At 51.8% G+C, this 24,156-nt stretch carries 16 protein-coding genes; 8 read left to right on the top strand and 8 right to left on the bottom strand.

Going from position 1 to position 24,156, the window contains the following annotated elements; translation table 11 throughout:
* The first annotated feature begins 5 nt into the window (after positions 1-5).
* From phaC to C7A19_RS06325, 3 genes are all read left to right on the top strand, one after another.
* Positions 6-1,829, top strand: a complete 1,824-nt coding sequence (gene phaC, locus C7A19_RS06335; protein WP_116644469.1) for a class I poly(R)-hydroxyalkanoic acid synthase — start codon at positions 6-8, stop codon at positions 1,827-1,829.
* Positions 1,830-1,935: 106 nt separating this feature from the next.
* Positions 1,936-2,727 carry a transporter substrate-binding domain-containing protein gene (locus C7A19_RS06330; RefSeq protein WP_116644468.1) on the top strand — a complete coding sequence of 264 codons (792 nt, stop codon included), beginning with the start codon at positions 1,936-1,938 and terminating at the stop codon, positions 2,725-2,727.
* Between the two features lie 38 nt (positions 2,728-2,765).
* Entirely contained in the window at positions 2,766-3,545 is a 780-nt protein-coding gene (locus C7A19_RS06325) for a transporter substrate-binding domain-containing protein (protein WP_077659553.1), read from the top strand.
* Positions 3,546-3,552: 7 nt separating this feature from the next.
* Here the strand turns inward: C7A19_RS06325 and tcdA are convergent, their stop codons facing one another.
* Positions 3,553-4,368 carry a tRNA cyclic N6-threonylcarbamoyladenosine(37) synthase TcdA gene (tcdA, locus tag C7A19_RS06320; RefSeq protein ID WP_116644467.1) on the bottom strand — a complete coding sequence of 272 codons (816 nt, stop codon included), beginning with the start codon at positions 4,366-4,368 and terminating at the stop codon, positions 3,553-3,555.
* Positions 4,369-4,400: 32 nt separating this feature from the next.
* Positions 4,401-5,318 (bottom strand): LysR substrate-binding domain-containing protein, encoded by a 918-nt coding sequence (locus C7A19_RS06315; RefSeq protein WP_162300252.1) that lies wholly within the window; start codon positions 5,316-5,318, stop codon positions 4,401-4,403.
* 99 nt (positions 5,319-5,417) lie between these two features.
* Here C7A19_RS06315 and C7A19_RS06310 point away from each other — a divergent pair, with 99 nt between their 5' ends.
* The 3 genes from C7A19_RS06310 (at position 5,418) to C7A19_RS06300 (ending at position 8,726) form a co-directional block, all read left to right on the top strand.
* Positions 5,418-6,743, top strand: a complete 1,326-nt coding sequence (locus C7A19_RS06310; RefSeq protein WP_116644466.1) for an aspartate aminotransferase family protein — start codon at positions 5,418-5,420, stop codon at positions 6,741-6,743.
* A 40-nt stretch (positions 6,744-6,783) separates the two neighbouring features.
* Positions 6,784-7,611, top strand: a complete 828-nt coding sequence (locus C7A19_RS06305; RefSeq protein WP_116644465.1) for a 3-keto-5-aminohexanoate cleavage protein — start codon at positions 6,784-6,786, stop codon at positions 7,609-7,611.
* Between the two features lie 143 nt (positions 7,612-7,754).
* Entirely contained in the window at positions 7,755-8,726 is a 972-nt protein-coding gene (locus C7A19_RS06300) for a TAXI family TRAP transporter solute-binding subunit (RefSeq protein WP_069363508.1), read from the top strand.
* Between the two features lie 78 nt (positions 8,727-8,804).
* Here C7A19_RS06300 and mltA read toward each other — a convergent pair whose 3' ends face one another.
* Entirely contained in the window at positions 8,805-9,887 is a 1,083-nt protein-coding gene (gene mltA, locus C7A19_RS06295; RefSeq protein WP_077599271.1) for a murein transglycosylase A, read from the bottom strand.
* Between the two features lie 235 nt (positions 9,888-10,122).
* Here mltA and C7A19_RS06290 point away from each other — a divergent pair, with 235 nt between their 5' ends.
* Positions 10,123-10,347 (top strand): hypothetical protein, encoded by a 225-nt coding sequence (locus C7A19_RS06290; RefSeq protein ID WP_069363506.1) that lies wholly within the window; start codon positions 10,123-10,125, stop codon positions 10,345-10,347.
* 29 nt (positions 10,348-10,376) lie between these two features.
* On the opposite strand, the gene C7A19_RS06285 is transcribed toward C7A19_RS06290, so the two are convergent.
* Entirely contained in the window at positions 10,377-10,733 is a 357-nt protein-coding gene (locus tag C7A19_RS06285) for a DUF2850 domain-containing protein (protein WP_069363505.1), read from the bottom strand.
* Positions 10,734-10,966: 233 nt separating this feature from the next.
* Here C7A19_RS06285 and argA point away from each other — a divergent pair, with 233 nt between their 5' ends.
* Positions 10,967-12,292 (top strand): amino-acid N-acetyltransferase, encoded by a 1,326-nt coding sequence (gene argA / locus C7A19_RS06280; protein ID WP_069363504.1) that lies wholly within the window; start codon positions 10,967-10,969, stop codon positions 12,290-12,292.
* A gap of 15 nt (positions 12,293-12,307) precedes the next feature.
* On the opposite strand, the gene recD is transcribed toward argA, so the two are convergent.
* From recD to recC, 4 genes are all read right to left on the bottom strand, one after another.
* Positions 12,308-14,146 (bottom strand): exodeoxyribonuclease V subunit alpha, encoded by a 1,839-nt coding sequence (gene recD, locus C7A19_RS06275; RefSeq protein WP_116644464.1) that lies wholly within the window; start codon positions 14,144-14,146, stop codon positions 12,308-12,310.
* Positions 14,143-17,736: an exodeoxyribonuclease V subunit beta gene (recB, locus tag C7A19_RS06270; RefSeq protein WP_116644463.1), complete on the bottom strand. Its 3,594-nt coding sequence runs from the start codon at positions 17,734-17,736 to the stop codon at positions 14,143-14,145. The genes recD and recB overlap by 4 nt, the downstream gene beginning before the upstream one ends.
* A 151-nt stretch (positions 17,737-17,887) precedes the next feature.
* A complete protein-coding gene (locus C7A19_RS06265) occupies positions 17,888-20,134 on the bottom strand; it encodes a CehA/McbA family metallohydrolase (protein WP_069363500.1) in 2,247 nt (748 codons plus the stop codon).
* Positions 20,135-20,649: 515 nt separating this feature from the next.
* A complete protein-coding gene (recC, locus tag C7A19_RS06260) occupies positions 20,650-24,030 on the bottom strand; it encodes an exodeoxyribonuclease V subunit gamma (RefSeq protein WP_116644462.1) in 3,381 nt (1,126 codons plus the stop codon).
* Positions 24,031-24,156: the final 126 nt, after the last annotated feature.

Genomic DNA, 24,156 nt, shown 5'->3' with positions numbered 1-24,156 from the left:
AGACTATGTTTCATCACTTCTTTTCGGACTACCTTGCCAGGCTGCAAGAACAAAACCAGCAATGGTGGCAGGATCTTGAGCAGGGCAAGGCAGCCGTAAACACACCGTTCAATCAAGCCATGCAGGAAGTCAGCCTGCAAGACACTGCTCAGTTGCTGGAAGGCGCGGCTCAACAACCCGCTGCACTTCTACAAGTGCAAATGCAGTGGTGGGAACAGCAAATGCAAATCTGGCAGAACGCCATGCTCGCGCGTGATAACACGGAAGAGGTAGTGAGCGAAGGCAGTGACGATAAACGTTTTAAGGATAAGGCTTGGCAGGAAGATGTCCTTTATAACTTTATCAAACAGTCTTATCTGCTGTTTGGACGTACCTATATGGAAACCATCGACGCCATTGAAGGCCTTGATGACAAAACCCGTGAACGTCTCTCATTTTTCTCACGCCAAGCGATTAACGCCATGGCCCCGAGTAACTATATTGCGACTAACCCTGAACTGCTCAAAATGACGCTGGAGTCTCAGGGTGAAAACCTACTGCGCGGCATGGAACAGCTTAAGCAGGATATGGAGTCTAGCGCGGATATTCTTAAAGTGCGCATGACCAATAATAACGCGTTTCGCGTGGGTGATGATGTCGCCAACACACCTGGCGACGTGGTGTATAAAAATGAGTTATTCGAACTCATTCAGTATCGTCCGGTAACGGAAAAAGTATATACCACCCCCATCTTGGTCGTGCCTCCGTTCATTAACAAGTACTATATTCTCGACTTACGCGAGAAAAACTCACTGATTCGTTGGTTGGTTGAGCAAGGGCATACGGTATTCTTGATGTCGTGGCGTAACCCCTCTGCCGAACAAGCAGAGATTGGCTTCGAAGACTACGTGACCCAAGGCACCGTCAAGGCAGTCAGTGCTATCGAAGACATTACCGGTCAATCGCAGATTAACGGCGTTGGCTACTGTATTGGTGGGACCGTTTTAGCCTGTACCATCGCTTACTATGCGGCGAAGCGCATGAAAGCACGGATTAAATCGGCGAGTTTCTTCACCACCTTATTGGACTTCTCGCAGCCAGGGGAAATTGGTGCCTACATCAATGACAGCTTGATTCGAGCCATTGAAGCGCAAAATACGGCACGCGGCTACATGGATGGCCGTTCACTCAGCGTTACCTTTAGCTTATTGCGCGAGAACAGCTTGTACTGGAACTATTACATTGAGAATTACCTCAAAGGTAACAGTCCTGTCGACTTTGATTTGCTGTATTGGAACAGTGATAGCACCAACGTGGCCGCGAAGACACACAACTTTATCCTGCGCGATTTGTACCTTGAAAACAAACTGGTGCAAGATAAGGGAGTGAAAGTCGGCGGTGTCTGGATTGATCTGAATAAGATCAAGGTGCCGAGCTATTTCATCTCGACCAAAGAAGATCATATCGCCCTTTGGCAAGGGACCTATCGCGGTGCACTGAATGTTGGCGGCAATAAAACCTTTGTACTGGGCGAATCAGGGCATATTGCCGGTATCGTCAACCATCCCGTTAAGAAAAAATACGGTTTTTGGACCAATGATAGCCTGCCTGATAGTGCCGATGAGTGGCTCGATAATGCGTCACATCACACTGGCTCTTGGTGGACCCACTGGGAAAAATGGTTACGTAGCTATAGTCCGGAAGAGCAAGTGGAACCATACTCAATAGGGTCTGAGACTTACCCCGTACTTGATACGGCGCCTGGCGAATATGTTCGCCACGTTTTGCCTATCGAAGCGGAAAGCCAACAAAACCAGGCAGCGCCAGCCCCTGAAAAAGAACAGGCCTAATTAAGCGCCCCAGCCTGCGTCTCAATATTGAGAATAGTGGTGTGCACTCAGCGGTAAACGCTGAGTCGCACCCCTTTTTTTATCTGATTGAACTACACTCAACGCCATGGAAGCAAAACGGTGTAGCGTCATTATGAGATGGGCATGGTACTGTCTATTCACCACTCTTTTTTTCATTTCTGTGAGCATACAGGCTCAAACACTGCGCCTCACATCGGGTGAATATGCCCCCTTTATCACCCAGACTATGCCTGATGGCGGCCCGATAACGGAGATCGTGATGCAAGCCGCGCAAGAGGCAAACATCGAGATATCCTTAGGTTATTTCCCATGGCATCAGTCGATGAATCTCGCTCAAACCGGCGAATGGGACGGCACCATCGGCTGGGCTTACACACAAGAGCGTGCGAATGACTTCATCTATTCGGATCCTATCTATACCGAGAGCGTTGGCTTTTTCTATCTCGCCGAACGCGAGTTCGATTGGCAGTCTCCTCAAGATCTCGATGGCTTTGCCATTGGTGTGACCAAAGGCTTTATTGACGTTAAGCGGCTGACTGAAATGCAAAAATCAGGCATCGACGTTAAGATCCAAACGTTCCTTGATGAAAAATCAAAAATCGATGCGCTACTCGCTCAGCAAATTGACTTGGCGTTAGGCAATATAGACGTACTCAAAAGAGTGATCGCCCATGAGATGGCTCCCAACCAAAAACAAAAGTTTGCCCATCATCCACGACCAATAAGAATTACGCCACTGTACATTTTATTTAGTCGGCAAATAAAGCAAAACTATGATCAGGCAGAGCGCTTTAACAAAGCATTACGAAGACTCAAAGCGGATGGGCGGTATCAAATGATTTGGAGTCATTTTCGCCAAGCCCACTACAATCATTAGGCCTTGGCCGTAACGACGTTTTATATCTTGGAGGTGTTATGCGGCGAATACTGCTCGTGACCCTGCTCCTTTATCTACCTGCCATCGCCGCCGCACAGGTTCAGCTTAAATTGTTGGCAGGCGATTATCCCCCTTTCCTCTCAGATCGCTTAGTGCATCAAGGGGTGATTGCCTATATCGTTAAAGAAGCAGGGAAGCGACAAGGACTAGAGATAGAGATCGCGTTTACACCTTGGCAGCAAGCAAAAATGAAGGCGCAAGAAGGCGCGGTTCATGGGACCGTTGGCTGGGGCTACACCTCTAAACGTGAAAAAGACTTTATATACTCTGCGCCTATCTATACCGAAACCGTGGTGTTTTTCCACCTCAAAAACAGACACTTTGATTGGCAATCGTTGGCTAGCCTGAACGGCTTACGCGTTGGGATTAGCGAGAGCTATATAGAGGATGCCATGCTGGCAAACTTTAATCAGCAAGGTGGCGACGTGGTGGTTCGACGCTACCCCAACGAAGTAGAAAAGCTGCGCAGCTTACTCACGGGCGACACGGATGTGATTATTGGTAACCAATATGTGGTGATGAACACCCTACGCACTGTGATGCCTGATGACACGCGTCAGCACATCACCTTTCACCCTAAACCGCTGCGTGTTACGCCCCTCCATGTTTTATTGAGTCGCCAACATCCTGATAGCGCACGCTGGGTAGCGCGATTAAACCGTGGTATTAATCAACTCAAAAACAGTGGCGATTACCAAAGAGCATGGACTGCGTTTCGCATGGGCGAATTTGGCGTACGCGCGCTCCCTTCAGAGTAAAGCAGGCTCAGCCAGCCTGCTCGCGACGCTGATCAGCCGCGATTAGCTTTTGTAAAATGCGCGAAACAGCGACGAAACCAAAACTCGCGGTCACCATGGTTGCCGCCCCAAAACCACTGGCACAATCCATGCGTTTGGGGCCTTCGGCTGACACTTTGCTTTCACAGACACTGCCATCAGGCTGAGGATATTTGAGCTGCTCGGTGGAATAAACACAATCAATGCCAAACTTGCGCCCTTGGGTTTTCGTGAAACCATGAAAACGACGAAGATTGTTACGCAGCTTCGCCGCGAGCGGATCTTGAATCGTTTTAGTCAAATCCGCCACTTGGATCTGAGTTGGATCGACTTGACCGCCTGCCCCTCCAACGGTCAACACCTTAATTTTATGCCGCTTGCAGTAAGCAAGTAACGCCGTTTTCGGTTTAATACTGTCAATCGCATCCAACACATAATCAAACCCAGAATGGATATAGTCAGCGAGGTTATCGGCACTAATAAAATCATCGACGACGGTGACCTGACACTCTGGGTTAATCGCCGTTAGACGCGCAGCCATCACCTCGCTTTTACTTTGTCCTACGGTCTCTTTCAGTGCATGAATTTGGCGATTGGTGTTGGTGACACACACATCATCCATATCAATTAATGTGATGGCTCCAACCCCTGTGCGCGCTAACGATTCAGCCGCCCACGAGCCAACACCACCAATGCCAATCACACAGATGTGGCTTTGACTAAATACCTCGAGCGCACGCTGGCCGTAGAGCCTTGCGGTGCCACCAAAACGTTGCCAATAGGCATCTGATAACTGGCGTGTCATACCCGTCTCTTTGTTCATCAAACCGAGGGGCGTTATACCGACTTGCTCGATAATTGTCTAGCGGGATCCCGTGCAAAGCGGTCACTAAGCCACTGCACCACTTGGCTAACACCTGACGCTCGCTGCTTGTAGCTTGCACTGTAGAGGTAATAACCGTAGCCGCTATCAATGCCCAGCCCCAAAGGGTTAACCACTTTTCCTTGCCGTAAACTGGTTGTCGCCATAAAGGTAGGAATTAATGCCATCCCCATGCCTTGCTGCACCCCCTCCAATGCCATAAAAAAGTGCTCAAATCCCGCGCCATACTGCGGGTTGCTATCCGTTAAGCCAAATTGCTGCCAAAAATGCTCCCACAGTGTCGGCCTAGTCAGATGAGAAAGCACCGGCACCGTGGCAAGTAGCGCGGCACGTTCAATGGGCTCAGGGACAATCGCGGCAGCGGCTAATAAAGCTAGGTGTTCATTAGCTAGGCAGATTGACTGAGAGCCTGCTTGTTGACGCGGCTGGCAACGAATGAGGATATCAACCTCTTTTTCTTTCCCTTGCGGGATAGAATCACTGGCACTGACCGTCACCGATACCGACGGATAACGCGCCTTAAAGTCTTGCAGTTGCGGAATCAACCACAGACTGGCAAAAGATGGCGGCACCAGCAAGCTGACCGACTCTTGCTGGACACTCTGTTGACGCGCGTAAGCCGTGGCATTGGCGATTTCATGGATCCCTGAGGAGACCGATTGAAGATACGTCTCTCCAATGGCATTAAGCCTCACCCCATACGCGGTCCGCGCAAACAAAGGTTGTCCAATCCACTGCTCTAACTGTTGGATTTGTTTACTGATGGTACTTTGGCTGACATGCAATACCTTGGCCGCTTCCGAAAAGCTGCCTTGCTGGGCGACCACGACAAACGCTTGTAAAGCTCGCATCGATGGCAAACGCGCTTCCATTCCCATTCCTTTTCTTCATACCTGGTGAAAATATATCCTTTGTCGCGCAAAATACAATCGGTTCATACTCATGGGCAAACGTCACTATGAGGCCATCGTATGAGCCACGTATTCCATCGCCACTGTCATCAAGCTCTTCCCACTATCGCCAGTGGTCAAGGGGTTTATCTAACGGATACCCAGGGTAAGCGGTATCTGGATGCGTGCGGAGGTGCAGCCGTCTCTTGTCTCGGACATAACCACCCAGCCGTGTTAGAGGCTATCCACCGTCAGCTTGATTCGATTCCCTATGCGCATACTGGCTTTTTTAACTCAGAAAGCAGTGAAGCGCTCGCCAAGATATTGGCCGACCTCGCGCCTCCCTTGATTAATCGTGCTTACTTGGTCAGTGGTGGCTCAGAGGCGATGGAAACCGCATTAAAACTGGCACGCCAGTATTGGGTGGAAGTTGGTCAGCCGCAGCGCCAACACTTTATTGCTCGACGCCAAAGCTACCACGGCAACACGCTTGGCGCGCTATCCGTGGGAGGTAACGCATGGCGTCGTGCGCCCTTTGCGCCTTTGTTAATGGACACCAGTCTGATTGCTCCCTGTTACGCCTATCGCGATCAAGGTCCCGATGAGACTGCTTACCAATATGGTCAGCGAGTGGCCAGCGAGCTTGAAACCATGCTGTTAGAAAAAGGATCCGAAACCGTGATTGGCTTTATCGCTGAGCCCGTCGTTGGTGCCACTGCGGGCGCATTGACCGCCGAAACAGGCTACTTTACACGGATTCGAGAGATCTGCGACCAATACAACATTTTGCTGATCCTCGATGAAGTGATGTGCGGAACAGGACGCACCGGGCGCTTTTTCGCCTTTGAGCATGAACATATCGTTCCAGATATAGTCGCTATCGCGAAAGGGCTGGCTGCTGGTTATCAACCTATTGGCGCGACGCTTGTGGCTGACCCTGTCTATAACGCAATCGCTCACGGCTCGGGCTTTTTCCAACATGGCCACACCTTTATGGCGCATCCGACTGCCTGTGCCGCCGCCTTAGCAACACTCACCACACTTGAGCAAGAAGGACTCGTTGACGCGGCGGAAAAACAAGGCAAGGCGCTTAAAACGGCGCTACATCATCAATTTGATGACCACCCTCATGTAGGCGACATCCGAGGTCGTGGTCTATTTTTGGCACTCGAGTTGGTCGCGGATAAAGCGTCAAAGCAGCCTTTTTCGTCCACATTGCCGCTAGCGAAACAAATCAAACAAACCGCGCTGGAAAACGGCCTGATGTGCTATCCCATGGGCGGTACCATCGATGGCAAACAAGGTCACCATATTTTATTGGCGCCTCCCTACATCATTAAACCGCCACATATTGATGAGATAGCCGACAAACTACGGATAACCTTAGACACCTGTCTGCCACACTAAGCAGTCAGTCTTGCGCTCAAACTAGGCTCAAGGAAAAAAGATGACCGACACACGCACCATCATGGTTGCTCCCAACGGCGCGCGGCTGCAGCCTTCGCAGCATAGCGCCGTCCCTATTGATGCACCATCACTGATTGACTGCCTGCACGCATGCGCTGACGCCGGTGCCGCCATGGCGCACATTCATGCACGCGATGAGTCTGGCGCGCATAGTTTGGACCCCACTCTCAATCGTCGGCTTTACCAGCAAGTCCAAGATGCGGTCGGTGATCGCATAGTCATCCAACTCACCACCGAAGCCGTGGGTCGCTATCGCCCGTCAGAGCAAATCGGATTAGTGAAGGCCGTTAAGCCTGAGGCCGTGTCCATTGCGCTAAGAGAACTAGTACCTGACCCTTCCGAAACGACCGAAGCCAGAACATTTTTTGCGTGGTTACATCACCATGCTGTTTACACACAGTTTATTCTCTATCACCCTCAAGATGTGGCGCGCTACCGTCAGCTACGTCACGCCGGCGTGATCCCTCCTACAGGGCACCATTTACTCTTGGTTGCGGGTCGGGATCAAAATCCCCCATTTGGCCACCCAGAAGACATCGTCGCCATGTGGCAAGCGCTCCCCGACCATAACAACCTGCCCTGGTCAGCCTGTGCATTTGGCCACCATGAGATCCGCTGTCTGACGACCGCTGCACTGCTAGGAGGAGACATACGAATCGGCTTTGAAAACAACACCCAACGCGTTGACCAACGTCAGGCCATAGATAACGCATCTCAGATCACAGATTTACGCAACACACTGGAAAAGCTGGGATATTGTACTAAACCTGTACAAGCACTAAGGCAAACCATGACCCAATCGTTTTAACCCAATACAATTGCTTGCAAATATTGTTAAAAGATTGAAAAAATAGCGTGGTGACACTTTTTTGTCATATTGTTATTGAGTGTCATACCAACTTCGAGGGTGCGCCCGGATAGCAACCTCTAACTTAAAAAGGAATCTTAAGCATGAAAGCGATGAAACCTACTCTGATTGCGCTCGGCTTTTCTGCCGCACTAGGAACCGCGGCAAGCGCGCAAGCTAACCAGTTTGTGACTATTGGTACTGGCGGTGTCACGGGTGTTTATTACCCAACAGGTGGTGCAATTTGCCGTCTGGTCAATAAAAGCAAAGATGACCATGGCATTCGCTGCTCGGTAGAAAGTACAGGCGGCTCAATCTACAACATCAACACCATTCGTGCTGGCGAGCTAGATATGGGTATCGCCCAATCTGACTGGCAATACCATGCTTACAAAGGCACTAGCAAATTTGAAGATCAGGGCGAATTTAAAGAGCTTCGCGCCGTTTTCTCTATTCATCCAGAACCGTTTACCGTGGTAGCACGTGCCGATGCGGGCGTAAAAACCTTCGATGATCTGGAAGGCAAGCGCGTTAACATTGGTAACCCTGGCTCGGGCCAACGTGGCACCATCGAAGTATTGATGGATCAAATGGGTTGGGATATGGACAAGTTCGGCCAAATTTCTGAACTAAAAGCGGCCGAGCAATCCAAAGCCCTGTGTGATAACAAAATTGATGCCATGGTTTACACCGTGGGTCACCCAAGTGGTGCGATTCAAGAAGCGACCACCGCCTGTGATAGCGTATTGGTTGAAGTTGCGAATGATGCGGCTAAACAGCTGATTGAAGATCGTGACTATTATCGTCAAGCCATTATTCCTGGCGGTATGTACCGTGGCAACGACAACGACGTCACCACCTTTGGTGTGGGTGCGACTTTCGTCTCTTCCACACAAGTTCCTGAGGATGTGATCTATAACGTGGTGAAAGCGGTGTTTGAGAACTTTGACGACTTCCGCCGTCTCCACCCTGCATTCGCTAACCTGAAGAAAGAAGAGATGGTAAAAGACGGCCTGTCTGCTCCCCTTCACCCAGGTGCGGCGCGCTACTATCGTGAAGCCGGGTTAATTGAATAAGTCATCTCCCGCTTACCAACAAGCGAGCGTTAAACGCTCGCTTTTTTATTTCCTAAGGGTCTGACCTCATCTTGGCCGTTACTCTGACTGGCTCACTCTTTGTGGCGCTAAGGCGTCCAGTTTCCAAACCCGACCAAAGTGCTTGTAGTGCCCGGCTTGCTCGCCTGCTTCACGACCCATGCCATGGTATAAATCCAGGTGATTTTCTTTCACCGCGCCACCGGTATCTAGTGCCATTAACAGCTTGAGCACATGCTCGCCCGTCCAGTTGCCTTGCTCATCCAACTGAGGCACTTCAGCCAGTAACACACTGCCCATGGGTAAGTAACGTCGATCGGCCGCCACAGACGCCCCGGCTTTCAACGGAATCCCCGCCGTGCCACTGACAGGATCAGCCGCCTTTGGGGTAAAGAAAACATAAGAGGGATTTTGCTCGAGTAATTCACGCACTTCATCTTTACTGTGGGCAGCCACCCACTCTTGGATCGCTTTCAGCGACATTTTTTCGCGCGGAACCTCACCTCTCTCGATCAGCACTTTTCCAATGCTGACATATGGGTGACCATTCTTGCCTCCGTAGGCAAAATACTCCAGTTGGTCGTTATCGCCAAAATGGACAAAACCGCTGCCTTGTACTTCCATAATAAAACTATCGATAAGGGAGGCACTGTAGCCCAGCTCTAAGCCCTGCCCATCCAAGGCGCCAGCATAGATAGCAGCGCGATCTGGACAGTCGTCATCACAAGGGGGTTTGGCGTAGACAGGATAGCGGAACAAATCATCCGGCTGGTGGCGCATTTCTATCACCGGAGAGAAATACCCGGTAAACATCACGTTCCCAAAGTCATCTCCCCCTGCCATTTGGTTCACTTCCAAGCCATAATCCGCAAGCGCCTCGATCTTGCCTCCCGCGTCTAACCAGGCTTGCAAACGCTGATAAACGGCTTGATGCTCCGCCACTAACGACGGAGAGTTGGCGGTCACCGCCGCTAACTGGTCATTGAATAAACTAAAGTCTCGCGGGCTTTCAGAAGCCACTTGTGGTACCGGGGTGAGTATCGATTCAAATCGCCCATCAATATATTGTTGACCCCGGTCGGTAGGACGCACACATCCTGCCAATATCGCCACACACGCCATCACAACTAACGCTTTTTTCACACCATATTCCAATCAGTGAGTTAATAGCGCTAAGGCTCGCAAAAAGCGCCCCGCTTGGCAATCAGTTCTCGAGGTTAAGTTTGTAACTGTCTGCAAACCAATACAGATATATTGTGACGCTATTCGGCTTACTTCCTTTACCAAGACGACATTCATCAAATTGTCATATAAATATTATGTACTGACCTTGCAACAAAACTGCATAGAAAGTGCAACATAAAGGAGTAAAGCAGCGATGGATTTAAAAGTTGGGCGTTCAACGCTACTTGATAGTGATGCAGTGGAATACCAATGGATTCGTATGATGGCCACCGAAGGCTGTACACGCCAGGTGATTAATACCAGTATTCAACGTTGTCTGGGGGGTGATGCTGAAACCGCCGATCTCTTGCGGAAAGTGGCAACAAAACAGTGCTCGGTCAACGAGCTTCTCACCACCTTGGAGTCACAGCACTTCTGATCCAGGCCGCGTAGCGGCCAACACGTCCCTCATGAGCGATTATCTTTGGCAAAAAAGGATGTGTAATGTGCAGGTTCAATACGCTCGAGCGTCTTTGCGTCTTCAACCCGATATAGGTAGGTTTCGGTTCCTATCGTATATTTGAGCAGATCGCCATCAAACTGATACTCAGTGGTGGCGCGGCTCCCATTGGTGTAAATACCATCAGAGCGTATTTCAAACTGGTCGGCGGCATAAGGTGCCACATCTTGTTCTACCCATTCGCCATACAAATCGGCTTGCGTCACGTCAGGCGCAAAAATGGCCGGCTGAGTCGCCACTAAAAACCCCGTCCCACCAAATAAGATCAAAAGAACTAATAGAACCACTTGTTTCGTTTTTCGCACACGCTTACCTCTCAGTGCTTTTTATTCCAGCATAACTGACTCATTACTTTATTTTAGACGCTGAACGCTAGATTGTGATCTTGCTTCATCTACCGACATTGCGAGTGGCAGTGTTGAGAGTGCGCGCGAAACCTTATCACTTCACGTGCGCCTTGACACCAGACAGGACTTGACACTCAGACCTGAAAAAGAATAAAAAGGCATATATAGTGAATAATTAAACAGGTGTCCGCGTGAAAATAAGAAGTACCGCACTGGTTAAAGGGTTTCGCCAATCGGCCCCGTATGTCAACGCTCACCGAGATAAAACCGCGGTGATTATGCTGGGTGGCGAAGCGATGGCGGATGAGAACTTTCAGAATATCGTCAATGATATCGCCCTACTCAACAGCCTGGGCATGAAACTGGTGTTGGTGTTTGGTGCCCGTCCACAGATTAATTGCGCCTTAAATCAGTACGGACTGGAAACGCCTTATCACAAAGGTATTCGCATCACCGACAACCACGCGCTTGAAGTGGTCAAACAAGCGGCCGGCCAAGTGCAACTCGACATCACGGCACGCTTATCCATGGGGCTGAATAACACGCCTATGGCCGGCGCTCAGATCAATGTGATCAGTGGCAATTTTGTTATCGCGCAACCGTTAGGCGTCGATGAAGGAATTGATTATTGTCACAGTGGCAAAATTCGCCGCATCGATATTGACGGTATTCAGCGCCAGCTCGATCAAAACGCAATCGTGCTGATGGGGCCAGTGGCCAGCTCAGTCACAGGGGAATGCTTTAATCTCACCTCCGAAGAAGTGGCGACTCAGGTTGCGATTCGGTTACGCGCAGACAAGTTGATTGGCTTTTGCTCCGAGCAAGGGGTTTTAAACCAAGACAGTGAGGTGATTTCTGAGTTACTGCCTACCCAAGCCCAACCGCTTTTAGAGGCGAGAGAAGCTGCTGGCGATACTGGCTCTGGCACCAGTCGCTTTTTACGCGGCGCGATTGCTGCGTGTCGCGCGGGCGTCACCCGCAGTCACTTAATCAGCTATAAAAAAGATGGGGCATTAATCCAAGAGCTGTTCTCGATTGAAGGGATCGGCACCCAGATCGTGATGGAGCGTGCCGAAAAAGTGCGCCAAGCCCAGATTGACGATATCGGTGGGATCTTGGATTTGATCCGCCCTTTGGAGCAACAAGGGATCCTAGTACGCCGCTCGCGGGAACAACTGGAGCAAGAAATCCCACGCTTTACCATCATCGAGCGGGATGGATTGGTGATAGGCTGCGCCGCTCTCTATCCGTTTAGTGACGCGCGCACCGGCGAGATGGCATGTGTCGCTATTCATCCCGACTATCGTGATGGCGACCGCGGTGTCATGCTGCTCAATCACCTCAAACAACGCGCCAAAGCCAAAGGGCTCGAAACCATTTTTGTGCTCACTACCCATAGTTTGCATTGGTTTCTGGAACAAGGCTTTTTGCTCTCCGATGTGTCAGCACTCCCCAACACTCGCCAAGAGCTGTACAACTATCAGCGTCGCTCTAAGGTGCTGACCTTAGCGCTTTAGCAGATGTCACTGCACTCAAGGCGCTATCAAGGCATCCGGCAAACCACTATAACGGGCGGTGCGTGCGCCTACACCGTGGCGCAGCACCGGCCAAGACGCGTAGAGATCAAGCTGGCGCTTCGCCCGCGTGATGCCGGTGTAAATCAGCTCGCGGGTGAGCACTGGTGAAATGGTAGGCGGACACACCAACACCGTATGCGCAAACTCCGAGCCCTGTGATTTATGCACCGTCATCGCAAACGCGGTTTGATGGGCGGGCAAACGGCTGGCAAGCAAATAGCGCACTTCGCCATCGTGCGTTTCAAACGCTACCCGGGTGATCCCCGCGTGTTGCACCGCAATCCCAATATCACCGTTATACAATCCTAGGGCATGGTCGTTTTGCAAAATCATGATCGGCCGACCGTGATACCAAGTATCACGCTCTTTAGCGATCAGCCCCGCCGACGCCAAGTGCTGCTCAATGGCTTGGTTGAGGCCAGCGACACCAAATGGGCCTTCGGTCAATGCACACAACAAACGAAATTGGCTAAAGGCACTCAGCACGTCCGCCATGGATGGCGGGTTTTCGAGCGTCGCATTATCGAGTGTTGTTAAGTAATCGCGATATCCTGTCACCGCTTGTTGCATCAGGGTCTGATAACTGTCATCACTCAGCACATGGTGGGTAATATCGCCATAGCCGCGTTTTAACACCGCCCCCACCTCGGCCATCTCTCCTCGGTTCACCGCAAAGGCGAGCTGGCCAATGCCGGATTGAGCATCAAAACGATAACTTTTTCGCAGCAGACACAGGGCACTGGCGATCGCTGGCGCATGTGAGTTTTCGGGTACGTCAAAGCCTGTTAACTGGCTTAAACGCGCCGCCTGCGCCGCTGGATAGCCCGCCTCGGCGTACTGACAAATATCCCCTAGCACCGCCCCCGCTTCCACAGAGGCAAGCTGATCTTTATCCCCCAGCAAAATAATGCGTGTTGAGGGCGCCAAGGCATCGAACAGCTGTGCCATCAAGGGCAAGTCCACCATTGAGGCTTCATCGACAATCAACACATCCGCATGGACGGGATTATTTTTATGATGGCGAAACGCCACCCGCTGCGGAATCGCCCCTAATAACCGGTGAATGGTACTGGCCTGGGTCGGCAGCGCCGCTTTTACGTCATGATCAACAGGCAAGGCGGCAATCGCCCGTCCTAGAGATTCAGTCAATCGGTTAGCCGCTTTACCGGTCGGAGCGACCAGTTTGATAGTGAGCGCTGCAGACGTTACGCGTTCAGCGTGGTGCGACGCCACCAGCGCCGCCAACAAACGGGCAACAGTGGTGGTTTTACCCGTGCCCGGCCCGCCTGAAATCACCGCAAACGGCTGGGTCAACGCGGTGGCTGCCGCCACTTTTTGCCAGTCTATCTCTGCCTTAGAGGCAGCAAATAAATTATCTAGAGTTTGTCTGGCCTCATCCGGTACCGGCAGCGCCGTCAGACGCTGGCGAATATGCCCCGCCACTTGCTGCTCGGCATGCCAGTAGCGATGCAAATACAATCGGTGTCCGGCAAGCACCAAGGGCGTCGCCTGCGTCCCGTCAGACACCACCGACGCCTGTGCCAATTGCTCGCTTGGCGCTTGGCTATCAATGTGCGCCAATAAAGGCTGCCAAGCGACATCACTGGGTGGCTGCCATTGGTGCAAATCAAGGCAGACATGGCCTTTGCCCACTTCGCGACTCAGCAGCGCCGCCCATACCGTGATAGCAGCCTTATCTAATTGGGTTTCTTCTTCGCCCATCAAACAAGCAAATTGCACATCAATCGCTCGCAATTCCCCGATCTGGTAGAGTGCCATTAATGCTTGTTTCATACCGACTCTCCAGCAAAGAGGTTGTCTAAGGCGTCAATCAGCGCCTTATCGGGACGGTGCGCGAACACACCGGTCTCGCCGCTATCACTGGCGCCCCGTAAAAAGAAATAAAACACGCCCCCCACATGGGTGTCGTAATCATAATCTGGGATCCGCTGGCGCAAAAAGCGGTGCAGCGCCAAGGTATAGATCTGGTACTGAAAGTCGTATCGGTGCGCGATCATCGCCTCTTTGAGCGCCTCAGGATGATAATCGTCCACACTGTCCCCTAAATGGTTCGACTTCCAATCCAGCACGTAATACTTGCCGTCGGCGCGAAAGGTTAAATCGATAAAGCCTTTTAACATCCCGCGCGCCGTGTCAAAGCTGAGCTGGCCAGCACGCGCCGATAACGCATCATATCGCGCGGCGAGTCGGTTGAGTCGCTGGCAGTCTAGTGTGGCCAAAGGCATCACGAACTCCATCTCCGTTAATCGACTGGCGTTATCAATATGGTTCAGCCTCAGCCCTTGGTCATTAAGCGGGTGTTTCAATACCTGTGTCATCCACTGCTGTAATATCGGGCACCACTGCGGGTCATAGTTCTCCAAGCTAAGGTGATGGGTAATAAGCTCAGCGACTTCTTCACTCATCAAATCAGCGGTAAAGTCCACCTCTTCAAATAAGGTATGTAAAAAGGTACCGGCTCGTGCGCCTTTGGGAAACGCGAAAACCGACCAAGGATCCACCGCTACATCCGGCGTTTCCTCATCGGCGAGGTCATCGTCCGCGTCCAAGTCGTAACTGGCTAGTGTGGGCAAGGCGCTGACATGATGGCTTTGTTTTAACAGCCCTGAGTAACTGGTTAAGCGCCACTGACGGTCAATCTTGCCGTCAAACTGACGCGCGCTTAGCGCCTCGTGCGCACCCGTTTGAGGGGCATAACGGCTATCATCCGGCTCCGGTGGCGCAACCACAGCCACCGCATCACTCGTGTTCGCCAATCCAGCCAAACTCTCGGCCAGCAGGCCAGCATCACCGGCCTCTCCATGCTGAAGCAAATAGCCGAGGGCCGTTAAGTGCAAGGCCGAGTCTTTTTGCCGACTGTTACCTTGTTTAAGAGGTGCACAGCCGATAAAACACCCATACACGGCGCGCGTCACCGCCACATACAGCAAGCGGATATCTTCAGCCAATCGCTCTTTTTCTGCGCGCTCTTTGCCTTCATCGACATTATCCAGCGCCAGCACCGGCTGATACTGTTCATCATGATAAAAAGGTTGGCTGCTTTCGCGATACTGACAAGCAAATGGCAAGTAAACTAAATCGTATTCCAAGCCTTTCGATTTGTGGATGGTGACGATTTGCACCAAATCACGCTCCGACTCCAAGCGCACCTGCTGCTCTTCCGATTGTTGAGCCGGCTCGGCCATCCGCTCTTGTAGCCAGCGGATCAACGCGTGGGGGTTGTCCAATTGCTGGCTGGCACTTTGCAGCAACTCCGCAATATGCAAAAAGTCGGTCACACAGCGCTCGCCTTGCGGCATCGCCAACCAGTTTTCTGCCACTTGGCGGGCACTGGCGACTTGGCGCAGCATCGGCATCACCCCACGGCGCTGCCAAGTATCACGGTAATGGCTAAAGGCCACCACCTCTTGCTCCCACAAGGCTTCGTCTTGATTGAGTAATGCCAGCTGCTCGGCGGTCAGGCCAAATAAGGGACTGGCTAGCGCTGCCCGCAACTTACGCTCGTTTTCAGGCTGCATCACCGCCACTAAGATGCGCTCAATATCGCTGGCGACAGGGCTGGCGAACACATTATCACGGTTAGAAAGATAGACAGACGCCACGCCTTTTTCGGCCAGCGCTTGCTTGACCAGCTGTGCCTCGCGTCCGGTGCGCACCAACACGGCGATATTGTGCGGCTGAATTTCGGCTTGGCCGGAAGGCGTCTGTAGATAACTATTGCCCACCACCGATTGGTTGAGCACTTGCGTGATATGCTGTGCGGTACTCACCGACAAGGTCTGTTCAAAATCTTGCTTGCCACACAATTCATCCGGGCTGTGATGCCAAAAGGTGAGCGCGGGCTGCTCGTTTCCCTCCACCACCAGCGCCTTTTGTTTGGCGCTAGGCGACGAGGCCACCTCTAAAAAGGGAATACTGTCTTGATAAACAAACGGTGCCTTCGCACGTGAGAACAAGGCATTGACTCCGCGCACCATGCCATCTGTCGAGCGCCAGTTAGTAGCCAGGTTATAGTGATCACTCACCTGCGCACGGGCATGAATATAGGTGAAGATATCGGCACCACGAAAGGCATAAATCGCCTGCTTAGGATCGCCAATCATCATTAAACCGGTGCGCTCACCCTCTTCCTCTGTGTCTGTCTCTGCGTCTGCGAATACAGGGGCATCGTCCGCCACTGGTGGCTGATAGACAGTGCTAAAAATCTGATATTGCAGCGGGTCGGTGTCTTGGAACTCATCAATCATTGCCACCGGATATAAGCTGCGAATACGCGCGGCCAACTGGTCTTGGCTATCTTGGTCAAGTGCGCTGGCAAGTTGAGAAAGGAGATCGTCAAACGAGAGCCACCCTTGGCGGCGTTTTTCTTGGCGGAGCAGCTGCCGCACTTCTGTAATCGCCAGTGCAGTTAATCCCGGTTTTAACGTCGGCGGCTGATCAACCAATGCCTGAATTTGATCAAATAGCGCTAGGCTCGGTGGCTCAGCTTTACTCTTGGCCGCCAACGTCTGTTGGGCGAATTTTTCCAATTTGTCGGGCAACTGGTAATCAAGCGTCTCGGCATTGGCCCATTGTTCCATCGCATTCAGCCAGTTCGCCAGATGATCTTTGCGATAGCTGCGACCATCGAGCTTGGCAGCGCTGAGCTGGTCGGTGATCTGCTCCCCCGCCTCGCGCCATGCGCGCTTCACCCCGTCAATTTTGGCTATCGCCGCTTGGTGTGCCGCCAATAGATCTTCGCCGAGATCAGGCGCCTTGACCATCACTTCCGGCCCGGATAAATAGGGCGCAATCTCTTTTAATAAGGCCTCTGGCGCGGGCCAGTAGCTGCTCACCACACCGGCTAACGATTTTGGCAGCGGATAAAAACGACGACGCCAAAAATCGGCCGCCGCACGCGCTTTAATTTGTCGCTCGTCGGTGACAAATTCATGACTGAACAGGCTACCGGATTCAAACGCATTTTGGGTCAGCATCCGCTGACAAAAACCGTGAATGGTATAGATAGCCGCTTCGTCCATCTGGCGTTCGGCCTCTAACAGTCGCTGCGCCGCGGTTTTATGATCGCTAATCTCTGCCAGCAAAGGTTCAATGATAGGATCGTCACTCTCACCGCGCATAAAGGCAAAACGCGCCTCATGAATGCGACGTCGAATACGGTCTTTTAGCTCTTGGGTTGCCGCTTCGGTAAACGTCACCACCAGTATTTGCTCGACCCGACACGGCGCTGCGCGGCCATGCCCAAGCAACAATCGCAGGTACAAGCCAGCAATCGTAAACGTCTTACCGGTGCCGGCGGAGGCTTCGATTAATCGGACGCCATCAAGTGGCAAGGTGAGCGGGTTGAGGATCTGCGGTTCCATATCATTATTTCATCGCCTAGTCTGCCCGCCATTGTAGCAACCCCGTGGGGTAAAAAATATTCTAACCAAGACCATCAATCTGCGCCGGTTAACATCACGATCAAAAAAGGCCAGCATCGCTGGCCTTGGTTCGTTTATTGAGACTCGACGTTTACGACTGAAGCCAAACTGGGTTGGTCCATGCCGTGCTGCCGTCTTTGTCTTCCACTTCTAGGTTGATCCAACCTTCTGCATCCGCAGGAATAGGCAGTGATAGCTCAAGACGCTGGGTGCTCTCTTCGGGATTAATGGTGATGCTGTTTAGCACCTCGCCACCTTGACCGATTAAGCGCACTTCTTTGAGGCCATCCGCAGCGACCACATTAATATCCCATTTATCACCTGCCTTGGCGGTTTCACCAAACATGATGTTTTGTGGATATAGAATTGGTCCCTGAGTGGCATAGCCGTGACCAGCTTTCAACGCTTTAGCAAAGGCCAGTGGCGTCAACTCACCGTCAACGTTAGCCATCATACGAATACGACCAGTAAGCTGGTTCCACGCATCATGGGTATCGGTACCCGCCGTGAAATACATAGCTTCGCCGCTATCCCACATATCATGTGCTTTTTTCAGAGTCGGCTCGTTGTCAACGCGAGCGTTAAGCTCCATCAGATCGAAACGGTCTGTCTCACCGCCCGGCACCGCATCTTTGGCGATATTAGTGAAATAACCATAATCGTTATAAGGATGGTTCATCGGCACCACTTCTGCACCCATGTCATGTGCAGCATCAATCAAGGTATGCACGTCATCAGTACCCGGATCGACCGTTAGTGCCGCGCCATTGTCGATGGGGAATGGGTTCATGTGACCCCAAGAAGGCGAAATCTCAATCGATGGGATGAAAGGCACACCACGTTTTGCTGATAAGTCAGCAAAGACTTTGTGATTAATGGTGGAGTCGTGATCACTGATAAAGGTCAGATCCAAGTCAGTTGCCAGCTGAGCCTGCACCACGATTTCTGGTGGGGTTACCCCTTCCAGCACATTGCCGTGGTGGTGCAAGTCAGCGCCATACCAGTGGTTACGGTTCGGGAAAGTCACCTGAGGCACTTTCACCACTTGTTGATTGGTTTTGCCCGACTCGAGCGTCACATCCAAGGTTTGTGATTCTGCAGTAAAGCCCGCACCCGCGTTAATGCCCAGCTTGTATTCACCCGGTGCCAGTTTTAGCTCGGCATGGCCGGCTGGCAGCAAGTCAGTGAAGAAGGTGCGTTTACCCAAGAACTCAACCGGTGGCGCTTGGCCTTCGATAATGGTGACACGCGCGTCTTTGGCGACACCAGAGGCGGCCTCTTCCACGTTAAGTGCAAGCGTTGCAGGGCTTTTCAGCGATGTGAAGTCCAGTGTCTGCTCACTGTCAGCACTCACGGTAATAGATTGCGGCTGGCTATTCGCATGCCCGGTTGCCGTACCATACACTTGGTACTTACCTTCCGGCAATGCCATGTCGTACTGGCCATCTTTAGCAAGCGTCCACGCGTAAGGGTGGCCGTCTTTTTCAATCATCACAATCGCATCGTCCGGCACGTTACCGTTGTCGGCACGAAGTTGACCGGTAATGGTGCCCGTTGCTTCGCCATGACGCTCAGCTTCCGCTTTGACAATCGGTGCCATATCGCCGTTAGGAACAACCTGCAGCTTTGAGTCAAAGGTACGGGTCTCACCGGCTTTCAGCGTGTGGCCCAAATACATATCGCGGCCATTGTATTTGATGCGATCAAAATAAGGCGCATGCAGTGCGAAGGCCCAATCACGATCATAGGCGACCATGCGATCGGCAAGGGCATTATCGGCCATCGCTTCTTCATTGCCTTCAAGGCCCGGCACCGCGAACTGATAACCCGTATCCGGCCAGATTGTGTGGCCTGATTCCAGCTCAAGATCGTCTTCGCCTTGGTTGGTCATTACGGTTTTCAGCCCAATCGAATCAGAGCCGGCTTCCAAGGTATACCAAGTGGTAATGTCGACCTTGTCGAAGTTACGGCTCACTTTGATCACCGCTTTTTCATCGCTGTCTTCAACAATATCAATCGACTTGCGATCGTTCGGCCAGGCCGACCAGCTATTAGGGATGAAATCTGCAAAAGCGACTCGGTCTAGATCAATTTTGCCATTTTTCACCGCCGCAAGATCCACCAAGGTGCCACGTGGCACACCCCACGGTGGCGCAGACTCAACCGCCAATGCGAACGCGACATGCTCGTTCTTCACCGTGATGTCTTGCGCGTGGGTTGCCTCGCCATCGGGGATCGCAGTCTTGCCTTGAGTAATACTGACGTCGGCGTGCGCTGAGGCACCCAGCAACAGGCCAGAGACTAAGGTTGCCACTGCGCTTTTTGAGAATTTATGCATGAAGGCACTTCCTTTTTTTCATGGTTTGTTATGTGAATTTTCGATGACATTGTGCGTTAAGTTAATTACACGTTCAAATAAAAAACATCAAAAGAAGCCTACAAAACCACATGAATAATACGTCCACTAACAAATATAAAAACAACAAACCATTGTTTTAAATGAAATTATTGTCGAAGCCAGCTATTCAAATGATCGTTTGAAAAATATTTAGACCCCAAATAGATTGACCCCTAACGAGACGCACGATGCGCAATCTTTAACCAACAAATTGGTAACAACTGTCACTCGACGCGCAGAAATATGGACGCACCTCTCGCTCACTCTCCTATAATACTCGAGGCATCACATTGAGTATAAATTCACAATAATAGATTAAAAATTCAATAGAATCACTCGTCATACTTTTGACGACAATCGACGCACAATAGAAAGCCAAGCATCAACTTGGCTATAGGGAGAAGATGGGGAGGAGACAGAGGCCGCTGACTCACATGAGGAGGATTCGCTGAGTACTAGTGTTTTTGTCGCTGCGCTAGCATCGGCATTAAGTGGCGATCGCCTGTAGCTAATAGCGCTTGGCCGAAGCTTTCACGCCATTGCGGCCAAACACGGTATACATAAGGGTCTTGTACTTCACCAGGATTGAAGCCCCCGACAAAGGCATCACACATGGCTTTTAGCGCTTTGTCTTGGCCGGTATCACTGTTATCAAAGCCTTTTTTGCCATCTCGGGCTTTTATCCCCGCTCCGACTGAGCTTGGCAGATAGGTAAGCGGCTGATTTAGGCCGTTTTGATAGTCTTCAACCAAGGCTTGTAAGTGTGCAAGCGCGTCATCTTTACTGAGTGGCGAAAACTCGATGGTTTCTTTCACCCCCACCAACGTACTCGGTACGGCTTCGCCCATCGCGCATTGGCATAAATGATCAATCCATACCGCAAGCTGATGACGCACGGTCAGATCGCCGCAATGAAAGCGGACTAAGCTGTCTTGATAACGCCGATTGAGCCAGCCTTGCAGCTGCACCTCGCCCAACGCAGTAGGGAGGGTCAGATTAAGTTCAAGATCGGGGCGCGGCGCGGCGAGCAAAGGCGTTAAGCGTTGGTACATGTTACGGATCACCGTAACTTGCGTATCCAAGGTCAATTCGCCAAAGTACGCCAAGGGTAATTTGCCCTGCCCACGCTGTCGGGCCATAAAGTCCTGCACACTTTGGGGGCTGTCATCGGTTTCAATAAAGTGCGCTAACAGCTGATCGCGCAGCTGAAAGCGGTGCAAGGTATCTAAACTAAAGGGTTCGAATTCTTCTAACGGCGCTTCTAACTGCTCAAAGAAGACTTTCAAGCGGCGTTGGAAAAAGTAGCGCACGGGCAGCCGCCAAAAGCGCTGCAATTCAGCAAACTCAATCACAGGATCCTGGTGGCTGTCCGGATCAGGGCTTAACGCATCGCCAATAAATGCCGGCAGTTGCGTCCCTTGTCCTTGGGCGGCCGGTAGCCACTCTTGCGCATAACTGCCACCGTGAGCAAACGCCTCAGGGCTAAAGGGGGTCAGGGGGTGAGTCTGGATAAGCGTCTCTTCCAGCCGCTGACGTGACTGGCGTTCGGGTAAGTCGCGGTCACCAGCCAAACAGTAGCCTTGGGTGCAATACTCAAGCAGCTCGGTGACCAGCACCGATGGGACTTTTAAGCTGTTGTCTTGCACTGAGCGACCGACATAACTGATATACAAACGCTGCTGTGCTGACTGCAGCGCTTCTAAAAATAGGTATCGATCATCGTCGCGGCGCGAGCGATCCCCTGCCCGGGTGCGGCCCACCATCAGATCAAAACCGACGCTAGGCACAGTGCGCGGGTACACGCCATCATTCATTCCTAGCAGGCACACCACATCAAAGGGAATGGAGCGCATCGGCATCAAGGTACAAAAGTTAACCTGCCCGGCTAAAAAGCGCTGGCTGACTCGCTCGTTATTGAGGCGACCATTAAAGTAATCGCGCACCACGGGCAAGGTTAGCGTATGGGTAAAGGCGGCATCGCTAAGCTGTGTCAGCCAACTGTCTAACTGGGTACGGATTAATTTGACTGCTAACTCTTCATCCCCTTCAATGGCGAAACAGTCATCCAGCATTTGGGTCAACCGCGCCACCCACGTCTTGCCATCGCATTCAATCGCCAGTTGCTGCTGGTAGTGAATTAAGGTGTCGATAAACAGCCCTAAACGCCCCGCCAGCTCCGCATTAAGCCCTTGGACTTCATCATAAGGCACGGTGTCTGCAAACAGCCCTGCCTCACTCGGCATCGCGTAGCCGAGTAACATACGTTTCAAGCCGAATAGCCAGGTATTCTGATACTGTTCGGGCAAGGCAAATTGACTCGCGGTGTGGGTATCAAGCCCCCAGCGAATACCGGTCTCTTCCACCCACTGTTTAATCTGATCAAACTGTTGGCTGTCGATGGCAAAACGGCGCGAGACCGCCGGCACCTCAAGAATTTCCAACAGCTCCGCTGCACTGCATCGACTATCAGGCAGAGTGAGTAAGCGTAAAAATGCCGCCAACACCGGGCTTTCTTGATCGGCGCTGCGATCTGAGATGGAAAACGGAATAAAACGCTCGCGAGGCGCATTACCAAACACCGCTTGAATGGCGGGGCTGTAGGCATTGATATCCGCCACCATCACAATCACATCGCGGGGGCTCAGTGAGGGGTTAGCCTCAAACATCGCGAGCAGCTGATCGTGCAGCACCTCGACTTCGCGCATCGGGCTGTGACAGGCATGGATAGCGATGGAAGCATCATCTGGCTCGATTTCTGTTTTCGCCGCACTGGTCTCGGTTTGCTTGGGATCACCCGGCTCATTCAAATCCAAAATATCGGCTTGGAGATGATGCAGCAGGTGATCGCGATTAATAGGTACAAAGCCGCTATCAATCTCATTACAGGCCATTTCCGAGAGTAGCAGTAAGTTATCGCGCCCCAGTTTTCCCATCGACGCCAGCAAGCTGTTACCTACTTCACCGTACTCGGGCTCATCAAGCCCCAGAGCCAATTGGCTGTCGGCGGGGATGTCTTCAATTCGGCTGATTTTATCGCGGTCCAATGCGGCACGTTTAGCCAGATAGCGCTTGTCGCGAATATCGCCCCAATAATAACGGCATGGATTGGTGAACATAAAATGCACCTCCACATGCTCACCTAGGGCGTGCAACGCATCCAGATAGCGTGGTGGAAGCGCCGAGATACCAAACACAAAGACCCGCTCAATATCAGCCAGCCCCTCAGGTTTGTGCTGATGGCTGGTTAAGGTGTCGATAAACTCTTGATACAAGTTGGCGCGATGGTAAGGCGATTGGCCCAACGCCAAGGTGTGATCGTATAAGCGACGCCACAGTTTTTGCTGCCAAGGCTGCACATCGTCAAGCTCGGGCACCGGTTGCTCTTGCTCCCACGCCAGCACCCACTCGGGGCGATAGACCAAATACTGGTCGAAAATATCGGCCACTTTTTCGGCCAGCTGATAAGCACGCTGCTGATCCTGACTACTTTCCAAATACGCGGCTAAATCAGCGAACTCAGGGGCATCCAGGCAGCTGGGCAGAATATCCATTAGCTTCCATGTCATCGCCTCTTTGTTGAAATCACTGCGCTCAGGCACGCCATCCAACACCCGCACAAACAACTGCCAGATAAAGGTGGCGGGAAGTGGGAATTCGACGTTAGCGACAATCTGCTGCTCGTGGGCGAGTGCCATTTTTAACCACTGCGCCATGCCGGGGCTTTGCACCAGAATAAGTTCTTTTTGAAAAGGGTCAGACAGCGGTCGCTGTTGGATCAGAGAGACCAACAGCGATTTCAACAGATCGAGCTGATTAGAGTGATAAACAGTAAACACAAGGCGCTCACATGGGAAAGATAACTGGCATCGATTGTGGCCGATTGCCGTGATAAGCGCAAACCGCCACCGACACACCGCGACCTCGCACACGACTTGCTAAGCGTGTGATAGCACAGCAAATCG

The sequence above is a fragment of the Salinivibrio sp. HTSP genome, assembly GCF_003390965.1.
Lineage (GTDB): Bacteria > Pseudomonadota > Gammaproteobacteria > Enterobacterales > Vibrionaceae > Salinivibrio > Salinivibrio kushneri.
The sequence above is the reverse complement of the archived record's forward strand: the minus strand, read 5'-3'. Positions and strand labels throughout refer to the sequence as shown.